The sequence below is a fragment of the Kocuria salsicia genome, from assembly GCF_039532055.1.
Classification (GTDB): domain Bacteria; phylum Actinomycetota; class Actinomycetes; order Actinomycetales; family Micrococcaceae; genus Kocuria; species Kocuria salsicia.
Map to the genome: position 1 here is coordinate 128549 of NZ_BAAARF010000007.1, position 20328 is coordinate 148876.

Here is a 20328-nt window from a genome sequence, read left to right on the forward strand (position 1 = left end):
GACAGTAGGGTGGTGGCCATGACCACTTGGGAATACGCAACCGTTCCGCTGATGATCCACGCCACCAAGCAGATCCTCGACAACTGGGGTGACGACGGCTGGGAGCTCGTGACCGTGCTGCCCGGCACCCAGGCCGCGGACACCCCCGCCGCGAACATGAACGCGCCGGTGCAGACCAACCCCATCGCCTACTTCAAGCGCCCCAAGAACTGACACGGCGAGGGAGGACCCGGACATGAGTGACAGGTACGAGGACCGGCTCGCGGAGCTGGGGCTGCAGCTGCCCGACGTCGCGGCACCCCTGGCCGCCTACGCACCAGCGGTGACCACCGGCAACCACGTGTACACCGCGGGCCAGCTGCCCCTGGTCTCGGGATCGTTGCCCCAGACCGGTGTGGTGAGCGACAGCGGCGCCGAGGGCACCGTGGACCCGCAGCGGGCGGCGGAGCTCGCCGAACGCTGCGCACTTAACGCGCTCGCGGCGGTGAAGTCGCAGATCGGCGAGCTGGAGCGCATCCGGCGCATCGTGAAGGTCACGGGTTTCGTGGCCTCCGCCCCGGACTTCTTCGCGCAGCCTGCGGTGGTGGACGGCGCGTCCCAGCTGCTCGGCCGGGTCTTCGGAGATGTCGGCGTGCATGCGCGCTCCGCGGTGGGCGTGAGCGTGCTGCCGCTGAACTCCCCGGTGGAGGTCGAACTGATCGTCGAGTTCGGCTGAGCATGAGCGGCGCGCCGGCGGGGGAGCGGATCTTCGCGATCCCCCGCTCCTACAGCAAGGCAGCCCGCGCCTGGATGGAACGCGGCCTCGGGATGCACGGCACGGCACCGCGCCGGGGTGCCGCCACAGTCTTCGTCCGGGACGGGGACAACGGGGTGGAGACCCTCATGCTCCACCGACCCGGCCGTCAGTCCATGGGTACGCTCTCCTTTCCCGGGGGGATCACCGAGACGAGTGACGACGAGCCCCTCGACTGGCGCGGTCCGAGCTCTTCCGAGTGGGCCCACAAGCTCCTCTCCGAGGACATCGGCCGCGCCCGGCGCAGCGTGGTCACCGCCGCGCGCAAGACGTTCGTGGAGACCGGCATCCTCTTCGCGGGCGCACCAGCCCACGGGGTGGCCGAGAACGTGGAGGGGGTGGACTGGATGCGCTCCCGCGAGCAGCTGGCCTCCGGGGACATCTCCTTCGCGGACCTGCTCGCCAAGCGCAGCATGGCGTTCCACAGCGAGTGCCTGCGCCCACTGTCCCACTGGACGACCTCGGACTTCGTGCACCAGCGGGTGGACCTGCACTTCTTCGCCGCGGCGGTTCCCGTGGGCCAGCGTGAGTCCCCGCTGGCCACACAGCGCGGACGTGCCTGGCTCGGCTGGGTGGACGCCCGCACGCTGCTCGACGACCCCTGGGCCACACCCCTGCCCGAGCTCTTCCGGGAGGAGAGCGAGGACTGTGCCCAGACCCAGGACCCCTGGCACTTCGACTTCAACGAGCTGACCACCCCGGGTGTGCAGTGCGCCGTGGAGGCCGTGGCGGAGGCGAGTTCAGCCATGGCGTTCCTCGCCGCTCGCCGGGACCTGCGGGTCAAGGTGCCTCGCCTGGACCTGCGCGACGACGAACCCGTCCTGGTGCTCGACGCCTGACTCCCGCCGCGGCGGGCGGGGCGGCGTCGACCGGGCCCGTCCGCACACGCGACGACGCCCGCGGCGGGTGCCGCGGGCGTCGTCGTCGAATCAGGGGGAACGCGTCAGCGCGAGCGCTGCTGGAGGCGCTGCAGGTTCAGGATGACCACCGCTCGCGCCTCCAGTCGGATCCAACCGCGCTGCACGAACTCGGCGAGAGCCTTATTCACGGTCTCGCGCGAGGCACCGACCAGCTGAGCGAGCTCCTCCTGGGTGAGCTCGTGGGCCACCAGGATGCCGTCCGTGGCGGGGCGCCCGAAGCGGTCCGCAAGGTCCAGCAGAGCCTTGGCCACGCGCCCGGGAACGTCCGAGAACACGAGGTCCGCGAGGTTCTCGTTGGTGCGGCGCAGCCGGCGGGCCAGTGCCTGCAGCAGCTGGGCTGAGACCTCGGGGGAGCGCTGGATGACCTTGCGCAGGTTCTCGTGCTTGAGCCCGGCCAGTCGCGTCTCGGAGACCGCGGTGGCGGAGGTGGAGCGGGGGCTGGGGTCGAACAGGGCCATCTCGCCGAAGATCTCGCCCGGGCCCATGACGGCCACCAGGTTCTCGCGGCCGTCGCTGGCCGTGCGGCCGAGCTTCATCTTGCCGGAGACGATGAAGTAGAGCTGGTCTCCCAGGTCGCCCTCGTAGAACAGGGTGGCACCGCGGGAGAGATCCACCTCCGTGATCTCCTCGGTCAGAGCGGCGAACGCCTCGTCGTCCAAAGAAGCGAACAGGGGAGCGCGGCGCAGGACGTCTGTATCCAAGGTGTATCTCCTCACCAAAGTCGGGGGGCACCCCGCAGGGGTGCATGCGTGCTTACGGTCCATCGTAACGAGTTTCACACCGCTCGTGGCCACTCCTGCGTTGTGCCCAGTGTGAACACCCGGGGAGCTCTGCGGTGGCAGCGCCGCCCGCTTCTCCCACCGGCGGTGCACGCTTTGCCCAGGCCCCCGCCGTATGCTCGGCTCCACACGTGGCCGATCCCCGCGTGCCCCCACACCGTGAGGACCTCCATGAGTCTGTCCCTGAACCTTCTGGACGTGCTGCTCGTCCTGGTGCTGATCGCGTACCTGGTGGCGGGTTTCCGCCGGGGGTTCTTCCGCTCCTCCGCCTCCCTGGCCGGGCTGGTGCTCGGCGCCGTGGTGGCGTTCTGGGCGGGTCCCGTGGTGGCCGCCTACGTGAGCGGCGAGTGGCGGATTCCCGCCGTGCTGCTCACGGTGCTCGTGCTCCTGGGCCTCGGCCAGTACCTCGGCTCCACGCTGGGCGGCGCCCTGGCCCGGATCACTGAGAAGACGGGGCTGGGGGTGCTCGACCGGCTGGGCGGGGCGGTGCTCAACGTGGCGGTCGCCGGGATCATCATGACGCTGCTGGGTTCCCTGGTGGGACAGATGGGCCTGCCCGCACTGTCCCAGCAGGTGGCGTCCTCCCAGGTGCTGCGCGGCATCGAACGCCTCACCCCGGAACCGGTGCGCAACGCCATGACCCAGACCCGCAACGCGGTGAGCGGCTCCCAGGGCATCCGTCAGCTGGACGAGCTGCTGTTCCCCACGCAGGCCGTCCCGGACCCGAAGGACACCCCCGACTCGCAGGTGGTGGCGGACGCCGGCCAGTCCGTGGTGCAGGTCTACGGCACCGCGGCGCAGTGCGCCCAGAACCAGACGGGCTCGGGCTTCGTGGCGCAGGACGGCACCGTGGTCACCAACGCCCACGTGGTGGCCGGAGTGGACCAGCCCGTGGCCCAGACAAGGGACGGGCAGGTCTACCGCGCGCAGACGGTGCAGTACGACGCCGCCTCCGACCTCGCGGTGCTGCGCGTCCCCGATCTCCCGGAGACACCGCTGCCCCTGGAGGACTCCGTGGTGCAGGGCGAGACGGTCTCCTTCGCGGGCTACCCGCTGGGCGGTCCGTACACGCTGCGTCCCGCCACCGTGCAGGGCGAGGCGGTGGCCCCGGTGCAGAACGTGACCACCGGCGAGACCCAGACCCGCAGCATCATCCAGTTCGCGGGCAACGTGGAGCAGGGCAACTCCGGTGGGCCGCTGCTCAACGACTCGGGCCACGTCGTGGGTGTGGTGTTCGCCAAGGCTGTTACGGACCAGGTGGGCTACGCCATCCCGGTGGCCCGTGTCACCGAGATCCTGGACGCCGCCGAGCAGTCCACGCAGGCCGTCTCCACGGGTCAGTGCGTGGCCTCCTGAGCCGTGTGCGCCCACGGGGCCGCGCGAGGTGGCCGGCGCGGCGGCAGGACCCGGGCGCCGTCGTCGTCCGCGCGCCGTCGTGGTCCGGAAGAGTCGTCATGCGGGCAGCGCTCTGGCCCGGGGAAGCGCCCCTGCCCCTGAGGGCTCAGCGCAGCCCGAGATGCTGGGCGACCACGTCCACGCCGAACTCGTAGCCCAGGATCCCCGCGCCCGCGATCACCGCGGTGGCCTGCGGGGACACGAAGGACGTGTGGCGGAAGGCCTCGCGCCGGTGCACGTTGGAGATGTGGACCTCCACCACCGGCACCTCGCACATCTCCAGCGCGTCGTGGATTGCCACCGAGTAGTGCGTGAGGGCCGCCGGGTTGATGACAATCCCGCAGGCCTGCGTGCGCGCCTGCTGGATCCACTCCACGATCTGGCCCTCGTAGTTGGACTGCTCGAAGACCACGTCCAGCCCGTAGGTCTGGGCGCGGGCCCGCACGTTCGCCTCCACGTCCGTGAGGGTCGCGTGACCGTAGACCTCGGGCCTGCGGGTGCCCAGGGTGTTGAGGTTGGGGCCGTTGAGGACGTAGACCGGTAGCTCGTTCATGGCCCCATTGAACACGACGCGCGCACGACATCAGCTCGGCGCGGGCCCGACGCGCGTTCCGCCGGGCGCGGGTGGGACGCCACGACGCCGCCGCGGTGCCTCCCGTGCGAGAGGCGCCGCGGCGGCGTCGTGGGTGGTGCCGTACCGTGGCCGCGCCGGTGGCGGACCCGGACGGGGCGCTGGCTACTCGCCCAGGGAGTCCACGATCTGCTGCATGACCGTCTGGTCCGCGAGTGTGGAGACATCCCCCACGGGGCGGTCCTCGGCGACGTCCTTGAGCAGGCGACGCATGATCTTTCCGGAGCGCGTCTTGGGCAGCTCGGGGACGATCAGAACCTTCTTGGGCTTGGCGATCGGGGAAATCTCGGTGCCCACGTGCCCGCGGATCTCCTCCGCCAGCTCGGTCTTGTCCCGGTCCTCGGCGGTGGCCTGGTCCGAGAGGATCACGAACGCGAAGACCGCCTGGCCCGTGGTCTCGTCCTTGGCGCCCACCACGGCCGCCTCCGCGACGGACGGGTGGGAGACCAGCGCGGACTCGATCTCCGGGGTGGAGAGACGGTGGCCGGAGACGTTCATGACGTCGTCCACGCGCCCCAGGATCCAGATGTCCCCGTCCGCGTCCCGCTTGGCGCCGTCGCCGGCGAAGTACTTGTCCCCGAACTGGCCCCAGTAGGTGTTCACGAAGCGCTCGTCGTCGCCCCAGATGGTCCGCAGCATGGACGGCCACGGCTCGCGGACCACCAGGAAGCCGTCCGTCTCGTTGGGCAGGGATGTGCCGGCGTCGTCGACGACGTCCACCGCGATCCCCGGCAGCGGAACCTGCGCGGAGCCCGGCTTGGTCGCGGTCACGCCGGGCAGCGGGGAGATCATCATGGCGCCCGTCTCGGTCTGCCACCACGTGTCCACGATGGGGCAGTGGTCCTGGCCGATCACCCGGCGGAACCAGGTCCACGCCTCCGGGTTGATGGCCTCGCCCACGGTGCCCAGCAGGCGCAGCGAGCTGAGGTCCCACTCGGCGGGGATCTCCTCGCCCCACTTCATCATGGTGCGGATGGCCGTGGGGGAGGTGTAGAGGATGCTCACGCCGTACTTCTGCACGATCTCCCAGAAGCGGCCGCGGTGCGGGGAGTCCGGGGTGCCCTCGTAGATCACCTGGGTGGCACCGTTCACGAGCGGCGCGTAGGTGATGTACGTGTGGCCGGTGACCCAGCCGACGTCCGCGGTGCACCAGTAGACGTCCGTCTCCGGCTTGAGGTCGAAGACGTACTTGTGGGTGAACGCCGCCTGGGTGAGGTAGCCGCCGGTGGTGTGCAGGATGCCCTTGGGCTTCCCGGTGGTGCCGGAGGTGTAGAGGATGAACAGCGGGTCCTCGGCGTTCTGCTCCGAGGGGGTGTGCTCCGTGGAGGCCTCTCCCACGACGTCGTGCCACCACACGTCCCGGCCGTCCTGGAACGCGACGTCCTCGCCGTTGCGCTTGATGACCACCACGTGGTTGACGGTTTCCCCGCCCTTCTCCAGTGCGGCGTCCACCGCGGGCTTGAGTGTGGTGGGCTTGCCGCGGCGGTAGGAGCCGTCCGCGGTGACCACGAGCTTCGCCTCGCCGTCCTCGATGCGCGAGCGCAGGGCGTCCGCGGAGAAGCCGCCGAAGACCACCGAGTGGATCGCGCCGATGCGCGCGCACGCGAGCATGGTGATCACGGCCTCCGCGATCATGGGCAGGTACACGGCCACGCGGTCGCCCTTGGAGACGCCGAGGGACTCGAACGCGTTGGCGGCCTTGGAGACCTCGTCCTTGAGCTGCGCGTAGGTGTAGACGGCGCTGTCACCGGGCTCGCCCTCGAAGTACAGGGCCACGCGGTCCCCGTTGCCGGCCTCCACGTGGCGGTCCACCGCGTTGTACGCGGCGTTGAGGGTGCCGTCCTGGAACCACTTGGCGAACGGCGGGTTGGACCAGTCCAGGACCTCCGTGAAGGGGGTGGACCAGGTGAGCAGGTCGCGGGCCTGGTCGGCCCAAAACTCCTGGCCCTTCGCCTCGGCCTCCTCGTAGAGCTCCGCGGTGGCATTGGCCTGCGCCGCGAACTCCTTGCTGGGCGCGAAGGTCTTCGGCTGGGATGCTGCGGGTTCCGGGGTCATGGTGCTCCTTCACTAGGCCGACCCGCACCGCACGCGGCGGTACGTGGTGCAGTTCACATTCTGTGCTCCACCTTAGACGAGGAGCTGCACCCCGCTCCATCGTGTGCGGGCAGGTGTCGTGCGGGCCCGGGCGCACCCGCCCGGGCCCGGCCTCCCGGTTTGACCGGCCACCCCGGGCCCAGCATGATCGAGGGCATGGACACCCCCGCCGCAGCAGCCCACGTGCGCTTCGTGACGCCGCGGCAGGCGGAGCAGGCGGCCGCGCGGCGTCGTCGTGCCGGGACCGAGACAGACCTGTCCAGGACGCGGCGTGCGCGGCGGATCCAGCGCGTGCTCGCGCAGACCTACCCCTACGCCGTCGCTGAGCTCGACTTCGACGACGCCTGGCAGCTGCTCGTGGCCACCGTCCTGTCCGCGCAGACCACCGACATCCGCGTCAACGCCGTGACGCCCGGGCTGTTCGCCGCATATCCCGGCCCGCGGGAACTGGCCGAGGCGCCGGCCGAGGACGTGCAGGAGATGGTGCGCTCGCTCGGCTTCTACCGCTCGAAGGCGCGCTCGATCCAGGCGCTGGCCACGCGCATCGTGGACGAGTACGACGCCGCCGTCCCCGGCACGGTCGAGGACCTCGTGAGCCTGCCCGGCGTGGGGCGCAAGACCGCGAACGTGGTGCTCGGCAACGCGTTCGGGGTCCCGGGGATCACGGTGGACACCCACTTCGGGCGGCTCGCCCGCCGCTTCGGATGGACCGAGAACGAGGACCCGGTCAAGGTCGAGAAGGACGTGGCCGCGCTGTTCCCGTCCGCCCTGTGGACCGAGCTGTCCCACGAGCTGATCTACCACGGGCGGCGGATCTGCCACTCCCGCAAACCCGCGTGCGGCGTGTGCCCCGTGGCGGACCTGTGCCCGTCCTACGGCGCCGGGCCCACGGATCCCGAGGCGGCGCGGAAGTTGCTCGGCTACGAACTGAAACCCGGCCGCGAGGACCTGCTGGCCGGGTTCATGGCGGGACGCACCCGGCGGCAGCTGCGCGCCGAGGGACACACGCTCAGCGCGTGAAAGGACGGACGATGACCACTTCTTCAGCGATGCCCGCGGGCCCGCGCGCGCAGCTCGTGGAGCTCGCGCGCCACGGCGACTCCGTGGTCATGCACGACCGCGAGCCGTGGCGGATCGGGCAGCTGGACGAGAACTTCCGGCACTCGGCGGTGCTCATCCTTTTCGGTGCGCTGGACAGCGTGCCCTCCGCCTACGCCGAGCACGCGGAGGGCCCCGGGCGGGACCTGGACGTGCTGCTGGTGCAGCGTGCCTCCACCCTGCGGGCGCATCCCGGTCAGGTGGCCTTCCCTGGCGGGCGCCTCGACCCACCCGACGGCGAACCCGGAACCACCCTGGAGACCCCCGGTGGAACCGTGAGCGCCCCACACGTGCGCGCGGCGCTGCGCGAGGCCCACGAGGAGACCGGTGTGGACCCGGACGGCGTGGAGGTGCTCGGAGCACTGCACGAGGTGCCGCTGCCCGTGAGCAACCATCTGGTGACCCCCGTCATCGGGTGGTGGCGCAGCCAGTCACCCGTGGACGTGGTGGACCATGCTGAGTCCTCCCTGGTGTTCCGTGTGCCCGTGCTGGATCTCATCAACCCCGCCCACCGCTACTACGCGACCGTGACCCGGGGGAACCAGACCTACAAGTCCCCGGCGTTCGACGTCTCCGTGGCCGGGGTCCCCGAGACCGTGACCGTGTGGGGCTTCACCGGCGTGGTGCTGGACCGCGTGCTCGAGTGGCTCGGGTGGTCCGTGGAGTGGGACCGATCGGTGAAGCGGCCGGCGCCGGGGATGGGGCCGAAGACGTAGGGCCAGGCCGGGCGGCGTGAGCTTGTCGCATGTGGTGGCCCGGTCGCGGAGGCCGCATCCGGGTGGCCTCTCCGTCGGGTGGGTGAGGCAGCGCCTCTACTTCGCGTCCGCGTAAGACGTCACCACGGTCGTGGCCACCGGGACCTCCACCGGCACCGTGCCGAACACCGTGTGCACCGCCTGCTCCGCGGCATGCTCCACGATCTGCCGCACCCGGTCCGCGTGCTGCTCGGCGCAGTGCACCATGACCTCGTCGTGGAGGAAGAACACGAGCTCCGCGTCCACCTCCGCACTGCGCAGGCCCTGGCGAATGTGGCCGAGCCACGCGAGCGCCCACTCCGCCGCCGAGCCCTGGACCACGAAGTTGCGGGAGAACCGGCCGTGGCTGCGGGACGCCTGCGCCGCGCGGCGCTCGCCGGCCTGCGTGTCCGTGGCGCGCTGCACCTCGAACCACTCCGGGCCCGGCGCGGGGGACCAGCGGCCCAGGTACGTGCAGACCTGCTGACCGCGTTCGCCCACCCGGGCGGCGTGCTCCACGTAGCCCACCGCTCGCGGGAACAACCTCGTCAGCTGGGGCATGAAGCGCCCCGCCGCGCCCGACGTCGCCCCGTACATCGCACCGAGCAGCGCGACCTTCGCGTCCGCGCGCTCCGTCAGTTCCGTGCGGCGTGCCTGGCCCTGCTCGGCGATGGACACGTAGAGGTCGCGGCCGCGCGAGGCCTCGGCCAGGGCGTCGTCGCGCGCGAGGATCGCGAGCACGCGCGGTTCCAACTGGGCGGCGTCCGCGACGACGAGCGCGCGTCCCGGCTCGGCCCGCACGGCGTCGCGAATGTACTTGGGGATCTGCAGCGCACCACCACCGCGGGCGGCCCACCTCCCGGTGACGACGCCGCCCACCACGTACTCGGGGTGGAACCGGCCGTCCTGCACCCAGGTCTCCAGCCAGTGCCAGCCCGTGGCGGAGAAGACGCGCGAGAGCTTCTTGTACTCCAGCACGGGCGCCACCACGGCCACACGCTGCTCCTGCGGCTGGCCGTTGACGAGCGTCCAGTCCTGGAGCTTCCACGCGCGGGTGGTGTCCACGTCCACCCCGGCGTTGCGCAGGGCCTTGAGTAGCTCCACGGGGGAGTCGGGGTTCAGGGTGGGCGCGGCGAGCACCTCGCGCACCCGCTCTGCGAGTTCCTGCATGCGGGCGGGGCGTTCCTCACCCCTGGGCTCCGGACCCAGCAGGTCCTCGAGGATCGCGCGGTGGACCTCCGTGTTCCACGGGATGCCACGGTGGCGCATCTCCTCGGCGACCAGCGCGCCCTGGGACTCCAGGCCGAGCAGGCGCCCCAGCCTCGCGGGATTGCGCGCACTCGCGCAGGCCTTCGTCTGTGCCGCAAGCTCCGCGGCCAGTTCGTCGATGCCCGGGCCGGTCTCGGAGGCAACGGCGAACAGCGAGCCCTGATTCGCGGCCACCGGTGCCCGCGGGCCCGGGGCGTGGCGGGCGGCCGGGGGGTCGACGACGGGCCGGTAGTCGAGCGGGTGCGGCACGTTCGCCTCGGAGCCGACCGCGGTCCCGGTGCCTTGATATGTCCCTCCAGCCCGCGGATTCTGGGTCTGAGGGGGTGTTCCAGATGTCGGGTTGCCCGCCGGTGCGGTCGCAGGCGGGGCACCCGAGCCGGGAGCCGTGGACGCGGTCGTCAGGATGGTCGAGCACAGCCCGAGGTCCCGGCAGCGGCTCACCCACACGCCCGCCGTGTTCAACAGGGCAACGGGGACGGAGGTGTCCAGCCACGTCCACACCGGTGGCGCCACACCGGCCCGGTGAGCGGCCTCCTCACGCTGGGCGACGAGACGGGGAAACTCGGCGTCCGTGACCGTGAGGTCGTCCCCCGCGCGCTCGCCGTCCGCGGAGACCACCCGCAGGACCCAGGTCCCGGGCTCGGCGGCGGCCACCACAATGTGCATGGGCCTCATTATGCGGTGGGTGTCCGACGCCGCGCCGGAGGCGTCACCCCGCCGCGAGCACGTCCCCGGGAGTGGGTGTGCTTGCGCGCCAGCCGCGCGCGGGTCTCCTTGTCCAGCAGGGCGGTTCGGGCGGGGTCGGTGCGGTCGTCCCGATCCGCCTGTTCCACGGCACGCGCCAGGGGATGAGCGGCCACACGCCGGTAGTAGACGTCTCTCCCCCCCCTGCCGCCGGGTCATGGCGTCCGCCCCGGTCACGATCTCCTCGGGGAAGTCCTCGCGGAGATCGTCGAGTGTGACCCCTGTGTCCTCCACGACGTCGTGCCACCACCCCACCACCTCTGCGGCCTCCTCCTGACCTGCCGGGGCGAAGTGGCGTGCCCGGTCCGCCACGCGGGCCGGAGCACCGCGGCGTCGTCGGCGGGGATCGGACGGCGGTGGGAGACTCGGTGCATGACGAGCGAGCCGAACGACGAGCAGGACGTCCCCTGGGCCATGCAGCTGGTGGTGCACCGGGACCGCGCGAACCCGGCGCGGGAGGTGGACGTGGTGGAGGCGGCCGCGCGCGCCGTCGTGACCCTGCTGGCGGACGAACGCAGCGTTCCCGGCGGGCCGTGGCACGAGGCCGTGCGGACGTGGCGGGACGTGCAGATCCGCAAACTCGTGCGGCGCGCGGATGGCAAACGGTGGGACGACGTCCAGCAGCTGCCCGGCGTGACCGTGCGGCAGGAGGGGGCGGGGGACCACGGGGACGCGATCGTGCGGGCGTTCGTGCCGGCGCCGGTGCAGCCGTTGCCGAAGGCCCTCCACAAGCTCCAGGTCTCGGGGACGAACTTCCCGGAGGACGGCGATTCGGCGTCGTCGGGCGCCGTGGTGACTGTGGAGGTGGCGCCCGGGCTCGGCATCTCGACCGGGAAGCTGGCCGCGCAGTGCGGGCACGCCGCGCAACTCGCCTGGGAGGCTCTGCCCGGGGACGTGCGCGAGCGGTGGGCGGCCGACGGCTACCGGGTGCGCGTGGTGTTCCCGTCGCGGGTGCAGTGGGATGCCGCGCGGCGACCGGTCACCGTCACGGACGCCGGACTGACCGAACTGGACGGGCCCACGGACACGACCCGGGCGTGGTGGTGACGGTCCTTCCCCGTGGCCGTGGCGGGGGACGACGACGCTCGGTCACCTCGCGCTGCTACGCGTCTTCGCGAGCAGAGACGGCCTGGGGCGGGGGTTTCATGGACCGCACGGGGGAACGCGTAGAGGTTCTTCTCGCGGCGACCCCAGCTGGTGATGTCCAGGGGAAACGCAGGGCGGCAGGCGGCAGTCGCCTCGGACTCGGTGGTCGGCACCGGTTCCACGGAGAAGCGGATGCGCTCACCCCAGGAGGAGGAAGAGATGCCGGTGGTGATGCTTCCTCCCTCCGCGGTGTTGGTCCGAAGTCCCAGCTCGGGGTCGTGGAGATACACGTCGTCGATCACCCGGGGGACATCAACTGCGGGACGATTGACGACGGTGCTGCACCGACGCTTGGCGCCATCGACCGTCGTCCCCATCCCCTTCTCCTGCCGGTTCTTCGCCCGCTGTGCAACGACGGCTGCGGCTGCGGTGGCGGTGGTGACCACGACCACCACCAGGGCGACCTGGAGCAACCACCATCCCAGTGCTTTCACAACCGATGACCTGTTCACAGGTTTGATGTCCATCAATCCATGGGTGGGAATCATGGCTGTGGCCACAATGGCCGATCGGCCGGAGTTGGGCTGAGCCGCGCCGGGCGCACTCCTGTTCCGGTCTTCTGGACGGGGCTCGTCCTGGCCAGTTCACCGGCCACACCACCGCAGCCCGACACCCGCGGCGGGCATCCTCCACAGGCCGTCGCACCGTCGCGGCGATGGCCTGGGCCTCCACAATCGGAGGGCCTCCGGGCCATGTGACGGCCCACCCCGACCACCGTGGGGGCATGACCAGCGCACCCCTTACAGGCCCCGGCACCCGGACCCGTCGGTCCCACCGTGCGGACACGTCAGCGCCCGTGCCGCCCGCCGCTGCGGGGGGCGGGGAGCTTTCCGTTTCTTCGCCGATCGCGGCGCGCAGTTCCCCGCAGCAGAGCCGGGTCGGGACCCCGTCGCACCGATCACAGCCCACCGGGCCCGAGGCTGCGGACCACCGCCCCGCCGTTCCCCGCGCCATGGCGGGAGCCGCACGCGGGGTGCATCTTCTCAGCACCTGCCCGCAGCTTGTGGAAGCCGTCGAGGCGGTGTGCATCGGGGTGGGTGTGCCGCTCTCGGTGACGTCGGGTGCCCAGCGGACGCGGGCGACGTCGTCGGAGCTGCTTCTCGTGGACGCCGCTCTGGGCGGTGACGAGGTGCCCCGCGGTGCCGTGATCGTGGCGCTCGCCGAGCAGGGCGACGCGTGGGACGCCGCCGCTCGCCGTGGTGCCTCGGCCGTGGTGGTGCTGCCCCACGCGGCGGCGTGGCTCGCCGAACTGATCTCCCGCTCGACCGCGCCCGAGGGGCCGATCGCGCTCGGGCGCGTGTACGGCGTCGCCGGCGCCACCGGGGGAGCGGGTGCCACCACCCTCGCGTGCTGGCTCGCCGGGCACTTCGCCGGGGACGGGACGCGGACCGCACTGGTGGACGGCGATCCCCTCGGCGCGGGTCTGGACCTCGCCCTCGGAGAGGAGACCGCCGACGGGCTGCGGTGGCCGGAGCTGAACCAGTTCTCCGGCGCCGTCGCCGCGGATCAGCTGTGGGCGGCCATGCCGCGGGTGGACTCCCTGCGCTACCTCTCGTGGGACCGCCGGGCCACCCACACGGACACGGTTCCCGCAACCACGGTGGTTGCCGCGCTGCGGGGCGCCGCCGACGTGCAGGTCGTGGACCTCTCACGCACAGAACTGGAGGAGCAGGCACGGTGGTGCGACGCCGTCGTGGTCGTGACGCCCCGCACCGTCCGTGGCGCGCTCGCCGCGGACCACACCGTGAGACGCTGCGGGCCGGTTCCCGTCGTGACCGCCTTGGCGGGGCTCAACGTGGCGGACCTGGAGGCCCGCGTGCTCGCCGAGACCACGGGTGTCCCGTGCGCGGCCACGATCGGCTTCGATCCCCGGGTGCCGCAGTACCTCGACGACGGCACCGTCCTGCGCCGCGGCCGTCGTCCCCGCCACGCAAGAGCGGTGGCAAGCATCGCGCAGGCCCTGGGAGACCTGTCGTGAACGCCGCCGGCACTCGGGGCGGTGCCGCCGAGCTCGACGACGCCTTCGTCGCCCAGGTCCGCGAACGCCTCCTTGCAGAAGGCGGTGCGATCACGGACACCCGGATCGCCCGGGCTGTTCGGGAGACCGGCCGCGTGCTCGGAGCCGTGGGATCGGTGCGGGCCGCCCTGCACGTGAAGGCCCAGCTGACCGGTCTCGGCCCCCTGGAACCGCTGCTGCCCACCACGGGTCTGAGTGACGTCTACGTCAACGGCCACGAGAATGTCTTCGTCGAGACCCTGGACGGGATCCGCCGGGTGGACAGTCCGTTCACGTCCGAGGCCGAGGTGCGGGCGCTCGCGGTGCGGCTCGTGACGGCCGCGGGTCGGCGGCTGGACGACGGCCACCCGTGCGTGGACGTCCAGACCGCCACCGGGCTGCGCGTCCACGCCGTGATTCCGCCGGTCTCCACCTCTGGGACCCTGCTGTCCATCAGGTTCCGGTCCCCGCAACGGCTCTCGCTCGCGGACCTGGTCGCCTCCGGGACGGTGCACCCGTTCCTCGCGGACGTCCTCACTGATGCCATGGCCGCGCGGGCCAACCTCATGATCAGCGGCGCGACCGGCTCCGGGAAGACCACTGTGCTCTCCGCCCTGCTCTCCCGCTGCCCGCCCGAGCAGCGGCTCGTGCTGGTGGAGGACGCCGCGGAGCTGGACCCGCACCATCCGCACGTGGTGGGTCTGCAGTCCCGCCAGGAGAACGTGGAGGGCGCGGGTTCTGTGGACCTCACGGAACTCGTGCGCCAGGCCCTGCGGATGCGCCCGGACTGGCTCGTGGTCGGAGAGTGCCGCGGCGCCGAGGTCCGGGACCTGCTGAGCGCCCTGAACACCGGTCACAGCGGTGCCGGGACGGTGCACGCGAACTCCGCCCGGGCCGTTCCCGCGCGCCTCGCCGCCCTCGGCTCCCTGGCTGGTCTCGACCGCGCTGCCGTGGACCTGCAGGCTGCCAGCGCACTGGACCTCGTGGCGCACGTCAGCCGCACTGCGGCCGGGCGGCGGTTGGACTCGGTGTGCACGCTGGCCCTCGACGACGGCGTGCTGATCACCCTGCCCGCCCTCACCGCGGAGCACGGGCAGCCGGTCAAGGGCCCCGGGTGGAACCGGCTCACGACGCTGCTGGCCCGAGGACGGGAGACGTCATGACCCTCGCCGTCCTCACGGGGATCCTCTTCCTCGCCGCGGCACTCGTCCTGACCGGTGCCCCGGGCTCCCGACGCCGCGTGCGCGCCCTCGCGGGTGGTCTCCGGGTCCCTTGGGACGCGGCCGAGCAGCCGTCCCCGCTTGCCCGGTGGCGCCGCCGGGACCGCGCAGGCGAAGCCATGCAGTGGGTTACCGCGGTGCGCCGTCTGGCGGCCCTGCTGCAGGCCGGCCGCTCGCCCTCCTCGGTGTTCGGGGAACTCGCGACGACCTCCCCGACGGCTGATCCCACGGGCCGTTGGATTGCGCGCCTGTGCCGCGACGTGCACGCCGCCGCCCGCGTGGGCGTTCCCGTCTCCACGGGCCTCGCCAGGTTCTCACACGGCTCCGTTCCCGTGGGGGACCGCCAGCTCGCCGGGACCGCCCGCTCGGTGTGCGCTCAGCTCACGGCCTGCTGGGAGATCTCGGAACGCTCCGGGGCTCCCCTGGGACAGACCCTCGGGGGAGTCGCCCGTTCCCTCGAGTCCCAGCTCGACGCCCAAGCCGCCCGGGACAGCGCCCTCGCCGGTCCCCGCGTCACGGTGCGAACCCTCTCGTGGCTGCCGGTTCTCGCGCTGGGTCTCGGGATGCTCATGGGCACCGACCCGGCGAGCACGCTGCTGACCACCACGTGGGGCAGACTCGCGCTCGCTGCCGGGGCCGCCCTGAGCATCGCGGGGCGGCTGTGGACACGCGCCCTGCTGCACCGTGCCGAGTCGGTGACGGGAGCGTGATCGCCGCGCTGCTCGCCGGTGCCCTGGGCGCGTGCGGGATGCTGCTGTGGCTCTCTCCCGGGGCACGGGTGCCGGGCCTCCGGGCGCGACGCCGCCCGGGTGGGTTCCTGCCGGTGCCGCGTGGTACTCGTCTCGTCGGCTCCACGGAGAGAACTGTCCTGGCAGGAGCACAGCGCTCGGCCCAGAGGTCTCACGGGCTGGCCGCGACCCCTGGACAGAGACCGGAAACCGGTCACGGAAGCGCGTCCTCGCTCGGTGGGGTCACACCCGGGAACACCGGATCGGAATCTTCCCCGAGCGAGGCGCCTGCGCTGCCCGCCGCAGCCCTCGTGGAACTCACCGCCTGTCAGCTGGACGCTGGGTTGCCGCTCTCGGAGGCCGTCGGCATCCTCTCCGAGGGCTGCGCTGGCACCGCCCATCCGGGGCTCGCCCGGGTCACGGCCGCCCTGCGTCTTGGCCTGCCCTGGGACAAGGCCTGGCCCGCGGACCGCGAACTCTCCCGGGACCTGCGTGACTTCCGGGACGCGCTGGAGTTCACGGCGTCGTCGGCCACGGCGTCCGCGTCCGTGCTGAGGGGGCAGGCCGAACTCGTGCGACGTGCCCAGTACCGCCGTGCCGAGCGGGCGGCCGAAGCGCTCGCCGTGAAGCTCGTCCTGCCGCTGGGCCTGTGCTTCCTGCCCGCGTTCATGTGCTGGGGCGTGGTCCCCGTGCTCATGAGCCTGCTGCCCCGGGTGTTCGAGTCATGACCCGCCCGCGGAGGCACCCGACCGGGCTGGGGCGCGCCCCGCCCGGGTGGCAGCCCAGCTCGCGGTCCTGTCCGCGGCCCGCCCCGTCGCACGTCCCGCACCAACCACACACACCTCACCACGCTAGGAGAACCACCATGTCAACGCTCACCCTTCCCGCCGTCCGCACCGGCCGTCCCGTTCCCGCCGCTGGGACCGAGATCCCGATGGAGACCATCGACCTGCGGCTGCTCGACGCGGTCACGGAGACCGAGGCGTACACCGTCACCGCACTCGCGGGACCCGCCACTGCCTCTGTCCCCGTACGCGGTGGAGCACCCGGCCCCGCGTGCGGCCCCGCATCCGGCGGCACCGCACTGGTGCGGGTACCGCAGGCCCTGTCCTGCGACGACCCGGACCTGGGCGCATCGACCGCGGAGTACGCGGTCATCGTGCTGGCTGCCGCGGCGTTCGGCGGGGTCATGGCTGCCGTGCTGTCCTCGGACTCCGTCTCTGGACTGCTGCTCGGCATCATCCAGAAGGCGCTCTCGTTCTGAGCCCGACGACGTCGTTGCCCGGGCATCCGTCGCGCGGTCCCCACCCACGGATGGCGGGCCGCGCGACGGTTCAGGGAAGCCGTTCACCTGGTGGCTGCTCCGTCAGTGCAGGGGCAGGACCGCCGTTCCACGGAAGGAAGACCATGGACCATCCACCACCGGCGCGACGGGGCAACCCGGCGGGTGACGCGGACCGCGCGTCCGGAGGCCGCCTCGGCCACCGCGGCAAGCCCGATCCGTCTCACGGCTCCGACCGCACCTTCGGCCGCGGCCCGGACCACGGAGCGGTGACGGTGGAGACCGCCGTCATCATGCCCGCGCTGATCCTCCTGCTCGCCGTTCTGCTCGCCGCGGCAGCCGCCGGCACCACGACCGTCCGCTTCGAGGAGGCGGCCCGAGCGTCAGCCCGGGCCGCCGCGCGCGGCGAGGACACCGCCGCAGTGGAGGGCGCGGCGCGCAGCGTTGCCGGGAACGACGCCGCGGTGCAGGTCTTCGCGGGCGGGAACCGGGTCACGGTGTCCGTGAGTGGACCCGCCCCGGGTGTCCTGGGGCAGTGGAGCTCCTGGCGGTTGCACGCGGAGGCGACGGCCGCCGTCGAGAACCACGGGGGCGACAGTGCCGGGCCGTGAGGACGGTGCTGCGGGGGCCGGGCAGCCACTCCTGGCTCGGGGAGGCCAGTGCGGCGCCTGCGACGGCGGAGGTCCGCACGGCTGGCACCGCGAAGCATGCGGGCCGCGGCCGGGCGATCCCGACGCGGGATCCGGCACCGTTCACGGCACGACCATGGCGGGGGCGCTGTGCTTCCTGCTCATCGCCCTGCTGCTCGTCGCACAGGCGGGGATCCTCACCCACCGCGCGGCGAAGGCGGCGGACCTCTCGGCGCTCGCCGCGGCGGACGTCGCCAGGGGCCTGAGCTCCGGCATCCCGTGCGACGTCGCCGCGCGGGTGGCGGAGGAGAACGGCGCCCAGCTCGCGGACTGTTCGGTGGTGGCACCGGAGAACACCTCGGTGGACGTCACCGCGACCATCGAGCTGCCGCAGCCGATCACGGGTCTGGGACCGGCCACGGGAGTCTCCCGCGCGGGACCGCCGGCGGGCGAGCCGTGACGGCGTCGTCAGTCCGCCGGGCCCTCGCGGGGCGGCTCTTCGGTGGGCGCGAAGCGCAGCACCCCGTTGAGCAGCTTCAGCGCCCCGGCCTTGTCCAGCGGGTTGTTGCGGTTGCCGCACTTGGGCGACTGCACGCAGGAGGGGCACCCGGACTCGCACTCGCACTGGGCGACCGCGTCCCGGGTGGCGGTGATCCAGCGCCGGAACATGTCGTAACCTCGCTCGGCGAAGCCTGCACCGCCGGGGTGGCCGTCGTGCACGAAGATCGTGGGCAGCTCGGTGTCCACGTGCAGCGCCGTGGAGAGTCCCCCCACGTCCCAGCGGTCGCACGAGGCGAGCAGCGGAAGGAGCCCGATCATCGCGTGCTCAGCGGCGTGCAGCGCCCCGGGGATCTCTGGCTCCTCGATGCCCATCGAGGCCAGCTGGGCGCCGGAGACCGTGAACCACGTGGCCACGGTGGACAGCTGCCGCGGAGGGAGCTCGAGCGGCTCCTCCCCGGCCACCTCGTTGGAGGCGGTGAGCTTGCGCTGGTAGCTGACCACCTGCGTCGTCACGTCCACCTCTCCTCGGTGGATGGTCACAGGACCCCAGGACACCGTGTCCGCCACGGAGCGCACGCGCACCTCGGTGACGTCGCGGGCCACCGTGTAGAAGTCCGGGAACGCGCGCCGCACTGCGGCCACGTTCAGCTCCTCGTCCAGCTCGTCCACCAGGTACGTGCGGCCCTGGTGCACGTACACCGCGCCGGGGTGCGCCTGGTAGTGCGACTGTGGAGCACCCATGGTCCCCAGCACGGATCCGGTGTCCGTGTCGATGATCTGCACGGGCCCGCCGTCCCCGGAGCGGATGGAGACCATTGCGGCAGGCTGCTCGGAGCGGGTCCAGAACCAGCCGGAGGGCCGACGTCGCAGGTGACCGGCGTTCATGAGGGAGTCCACGACGTCGTGCGCCGTGGGGCCGAAGCGCGCCAGCTCGTCCGGGCGCAGCGGGAGTTCGGCGGCCGCCGCGCACAGGTGGGGGGCGAGCACGTAGGGGTTGGACGCCTCGAAGACCGTGGCCTCCACCGGGACGTCGAAGATCGCCTCCGGGTGGTTGACCAGGTAGCCGTCCAGGGGGTCGTCCGCCGCGATCAGCGCCGCGAGCGCGCGCTGTCCGGAGCGCCCGGCGCGACCGATCTGCTGCAGGAAGGAGGCCCGGGTGCCGGGCCACCCGGCGACCAGCACGGCGTCGAGCCCCGCGATGTCGATGCCGAGCTCCAGTGCGGAGGTGCTCGCCACGGCGAGCAGGCGTCCGTCCCGCAGCTGCTGCTCGAGCTCCCGGCGCTCCTCCGGCAGGAACCCCGAGCGGTAGGCCGCCACGCGGTGACCGAGGGAGGCGTCCACCTCCTCGAGCTGCCGGCGGGCGTTCTGGGCAATGGTCTCCGCACCGCGGCGGGAGCGGATGAACGCAATGGTGCGGATCTGGCGCAGCACCAGGTCGGTGAGCATGTCCGAGGCCTCGGCGGTGACCGTGCGACGCCGCGGGGCGCCGTTGTCCGAGCCGCCGGGGGACTGCTCCGGCTCCCACAGCACCACGGTGCGGGAACCGCGCGGGGAGGTGTCCTGCTCCACCGCGGTGACGTCCGCGGGATCCGCGCCGATGAGCTTGGCGAAGGACTCCTGCGGGGAGGCGCTGGTGGCGGAGGCCCCGATGAAAGTCGGAGAAGCACCGAAGTGCGCGGCGATCCTCGTGAGGCGGCGCAGCAGGACCGCCACGTGGGAGCCGAAGACCCCGCGGTAGGAGTGTGCCTCGTCCACGATCACGTACCGCAGCCGGCGGAAGAACCGGGACCAGCCCGCGTGGTGCGGCAGGATCGCGTGATGCAGCATGTCCGGGTTGCACAGGATCACGTCCGCATGCTCACGGATCCAGCGCCGCTCGGAGGGGTCGGTGTCCCCGTCGTAGGTGGCGGTGCGCACGTCCTCGAAACGCAGCGAGCGCAGGGAGGAGAGCTGGTCCGCCGCGAGCGCCTTGGTGGGGGAGATGTACAGCGCGGTGGCCTCGTCCGGGTGGTGCAGCATCCCGGGGCGCTGGGCCACGGCCAGTTTCCCGCGGTGGACGGCGTCGAGCACGAGCGACTGGTAGACCAGCGATTTGCCGGAGGCCGTTCCCGTGGCCACGATCGCGTGGCGGGGTGCGTCCAGCGCGGCTACCTGGTGCGCGTAGGGCTCGTGGATGCCAAGCCGTTCGTAGGCGGCGACGACGTCCGGGTGCAGCCATGCGGGCCACGGCGCGTGGGTGGCCTGCCGCTCCGGAATCTCGCGCACGTGGCGCACCTGCTCGGGGCGCGGACCGCGGCCGAGCAGGTCCACCATCTCCTGCGACGTCGTCATCCCCTCATTGTCCCCCAGCGCACCTGCCGGATCCGCGC

The 20328-nt window shown here is 72.3% G+C and carries 19 protein-coding genes; 14 read left to right on the forward strand and 5 right to left on the reverse strand.

The features are described from left to right. Positions 1–18 precede the first annotated feature (18 nt). The 3 genes from ABD264_RS06825 to ABD264_RS06835 are packed head-to-tail and all read left to right on the forward strand — an operon-like array spanning position 19 to position 1632. Positions 19–213 (forward strand): DUF4177 domain-containing protein, encoded by a 195-nt coding sequence (locus ABD264_RS06825; protein WP_055082311.1) that lies wholly within the window; start codon positions 19–21, stop codon positions 211–213. A gap of 22 nt (positions 214–235) precedes the next feature. After that, the gene (locus ABD264_RS06830; RefSeq protein WP_145010054.1) at positions 236–715 is read left to right on the forward strand and encodes a RidA family protein; all 480 of its coding nucleotides are present in this window, start codon (positions 236–238) and stop codon (positions 713–715) included. Positions 716–717: 2 nt separating this feature from the next. Next, positions 718–1632 carry an NUDIX hydrolase gene (locus ABD264_RS06835; RefSeq protein WP_344205106.1) on the forward strand — a complete coding sequence of 305 codons (915 nt, stop codon included), beginning with the start codon at positions 718–720 and terminating at the stop codon, positions 1630–1632. Positions 1633–1736: 104 nt separating this feature from the next. Here ABD264_RS06835 and ABD264_RS06840 read toward each other — a convergent pair whose 3' ends face one another. Then, positions 1737–2414 carry a Crp/Fnr family transcriptional regulator gene (locus ABD264_RS06840; protein WP_344205108.1) on the reverse strand — a complete coding sequence of 226 codons (678 nt, stop codon included), beginning with the start codon at positions 2412–2414 and terminating at the stop codon, positions 1737–1739. Between the two features lie 249 nt (positions 2415–2663). On the opposite strand from ABD264_RS06840, the gene ABD264_RS06845 reads away from it, so the two are divergent. After that, complete coding sequence (locus ABD264_RS06845; protein WP_344205110.1) at positions 2664–3848, forward strand: MarP family serine protease; 1185 nt, start codon at positions 2664–2666, stop codon at positions 3846–3848. A 145-nt stretch (positions 3849–3993) separates the two neighbouring features. Here ABD264_RS06845 and aroQ read toward each other — a convergent pair whose 3' ends face one another. Both aroQ and acs read right to left on the reverse strand, forming a co-directional pair. Further along, positions 3994–4440 (reverse strand): type II 3-dehydroquinate dehydratase, encoded by a 447-nt coding sequence (gene aroQ, locus ABD264_RS06850; protein ID WP_055082321.1) that lies wholly within the window; start codon positions 4438–4440, stop codon positions 3994–3996. Between the two features lie 183 nt (positions 4441–4623). Continuing rightward, a complete protein-coding gene (gene acs, locus ABD264_RS06855; protein ID WP_344205112.1) occupies positions 4624–6573 on the reverse strand; it encodes an acetate--CoA ligase in 1950 nt (649 codons plus the stop codon). Between the two features lie 195 nt (positions 6574–6768). On the opposite strand from acs, the gene nth reads away from it, so the two are divergent. Continuing rightward, complete coding sequence (nth, locus tag ABD264_RS06860; protein WP_174233408.1) at positions 6769–7632, forward strand: endonuclease III; 864 nt, start codon at positions 6769–6771, stop codon at positions 7630–7632. Positions 7633–7643: 11 nt separating this feature from the next. Then, complete coding sequence (locus tag ABD264_RS06865) at positions 7644–8426, forward strand: NUDIX hydrolase (protein WP_344205114.1); 783 nt, start codon at positions 7644–7646, stop codon at positions 8424–8426. Positions 8427–8522: 96 nt separating this feature from the next. Here the strand turns inward: ABD264_RS06865 and ABD264_RS06870 are convergent, their stop codons facing one another. Further along, entirely contained in the window at positions 8523–10379 is a 1857-nt protein-coding gene (locus tag ABD264_RS06870; RefSeq protein WP_344205116.1) for a bifunctional 3'-5' exonuclease/DNA polymerase, read from the reverse strand. A gap of 450 nt (positions 10380–10829) precedes the next feature. Between ABD264_RS06870 and ABD264_RS06875 the strand changes: the two genes are divergently transcribed. The 8 genes from ABD264_RS06875 to ABD264_RS06910 all read left to right on the forward strand — a co-directional run bounded on the left by ABD264_RS06875 (position 10830) and on the right by ABD264_RS06910 (position 17918). Beyond that, positions 10830–11504: a peptidyl-tRNA hydrolase gene (locus ABD264_RS06875; protein ID WP_344205118.1), complete on the forward strand. Its 675-nt coding sequence runs from the start codon at positions 10830–10832 to the stop codon at positions 11502–11504. 1072 nt (positions 11505–12576) lie between these two features. Continuing rightward, a complete protein-coding gene (gene ssd, locus ABD264_RS06880) occupies positions 12577–13581 on the forward strand; it encodes a septum site-determining protein Ssd (protein WP_344205120.1) in 1005 nt (334 codons plus the stop codon). Further along, on the forward strand, positions 13578–14762 hold the full coding sequence (locus tag ABD264_RS06885; protein ID WP_344205122.1) for a TadA family conjugal transfer-associated ATPase: 1185 nt from the start codon (positions 13578–13580) through the stop codon (positions 14760–14762). Before ssd ends, ABD264_RS06885 begins: the two co-directional genes overlap by 4 nt. After that, complete coding sequence (locus ABD264_RS06890; protein ID WP_344205124.1) at positions 14759–15529, forward strand: type II secretion system F family protein; 771 nt, start codon at positions 14759–14761, stop codon at positions 15527–15529. Before ABD264_RS06885 ends, ABD264_RS06890 begins: the two co-directional genes overlap by 4 nt. A gap of 329 nt (positions 15530–15858) precedes the next feature. Continuing rightward, positions 15859–16275, forward strand: coding sequence for a type II secretion system F family protein (locus ABD264_RS06895; protein ID WP_244944728.1), 417 nt, complete (start codon positions 15859–15861; stop codon positions 16273–16275). A gap of 137 nt (positions 16276–16412) precedes the next feature. Then, positions 16413–16811 (forward strand): DUF4244 domain-containing protein, encoded by a 399-nt coding sequence (locus ABD264_RS06900; protein WP_244944727.1) that lies wholly within the window; start codon positions 16413–16415, stop codon positions 16809–16811. A 143-nt stretch (positions 16812–16954) separates the two neighbouring features. Continuing rightward, complete coding sequence (locus ABD264_RS06905) at positions 16955–17440, forward strand: TadE family type IV pilus minor pilin (protein ID WP_303104449.1); 486 nt, start codon at positions 16955–16957, stop codon at positions 17438–17440. Further along, positions 17427–17918 (forward strand): Rv3654c family TadE-like protein, encoded by a 492-nt coding sequence (locus ABD264_RS06910; RefSeq protein ID WP_344205129.1) that lies wholly within the window; start codon positions 17427–17429, stop codon positions 17916–17918. The genes ABD264_RS06905 and ABD264_RS06910 overlap by 14 nt, the downstream gene beginning before the upstream one ends. Positions 17919–17926: 8 nt before the next feature. On the opposite strand, the gene ABD264_RS06915 is transcribed toward ABD264_RS06910, so the two are convergent. Continuing rightward, complete coding sequence (locus ABD264_RS06915; protein ID WP_344205131.1) at positions 17927–20290, reverse strand: DEAD/DEAH box helicase; 2364 nt, start codon at positions 20288–20290, stop codon at positions 17927–17929. Between the last annotated feature and the right edge of the window lie 38 nt (positions 20291–20328).

Bases quoted from the DNA above. Each gene is read 5' to 3' on its own strand.
- ABD264_RS06865 (WP_344205114.1), top strand. From the start codon at position 7,644: ATGACCACTTCTTCAGCGATGCCCGCGGGCCCGCGCGCGCAGCTCGTG.
- acs (WP_344205112.1), bottom strand. From the start codon at position 6,573: ATGACCCCGGAACCCGCAGCATCCCAGCCGAAGACCTTCGCGCCCAGC.
- ABD264_RS06900 (WP_244944727.1), top strand. From the start codon at position 16,413: ATGTCAACGCTCACCCTTCCCGCCGTCCGCACCGGCCGTCCCGTTCCC.
- ABD264_RS06870 (WP_344205116.1), bottom strand. From the start codon at position 10,379: ATGCACATTGTGGTGGCCGCCGCCGAGCCCGGGACCTGGGTCCTGCGG.
- ABD264_RS06890 (WP_344205124.1), top strand. From the start codon at position 14,759: ATGACCCTCGCCGTCCTCACGGGGATCCTCTTCCTCGCCGCGGCACTC.
- nth (WP_174233408.1), top strand. From the start codon at position 6,769: ATGGACACCCCCGCCGCAGCAGCCCACGTGCGCTTCGTGACGCCGCGG.
- ABD264_RS06835 (WP_344205106.1), top strand. From the start codon at position 718: ATGAGCGGCGCGCCGGCGGGGGAGCGGATCTTCGCGATCCCCCGCTCC.
- ABD264_RS06905 (WP_303104449.1), top strand. From the start codon at position 16,955: ATGGACCATCCACCACCGGCGCGACGGGGCAACCCGGCGGGTGACGCG.
- ABD264_RS06845 (WP_344205110.1), top strand. From the start codon at position 2,664: ATGAGTCTGTCCCTGAACCTTCTGGACGTGCTGCTCGTCCTGGTGCTG.
- aroQ (WP_055082321.1), bottom strand. From the start codon at position 4,440: ATGAACGAGCTACCGGTCTACGTCCTCAACGGCCCCAACCTCAACACC.
- ABD264_RS06875 (WP_344205118.1), top strand. From the start codon at position 10,830: ATGACGAGCGAGCCGAACGACGAGCAGGACGTCCCCTGGGCCATGCAG.
- ABD264_RS06825 (WP_055082311.1), top strand. From the start codon at position 19: ATGACCACTTGGGAATACGCAACCGTTCCGCTGATGATCCACGCCACC.
- ABD264_RS06915 (WP_344205131.1), bottom strand. From the start codon at position 20,290: ATGACGACGTCGCAGGAGATGGTGGACCTGCTCGGCCGCGGTCCGCGC.
- ABD264_RS06830 (WP_145010054.1), top strand. From the start codon at position 236: ATGAGTGACAGGTACGAGGACCGGCTCGCGGAGCTGGGGCTGCAGCTG.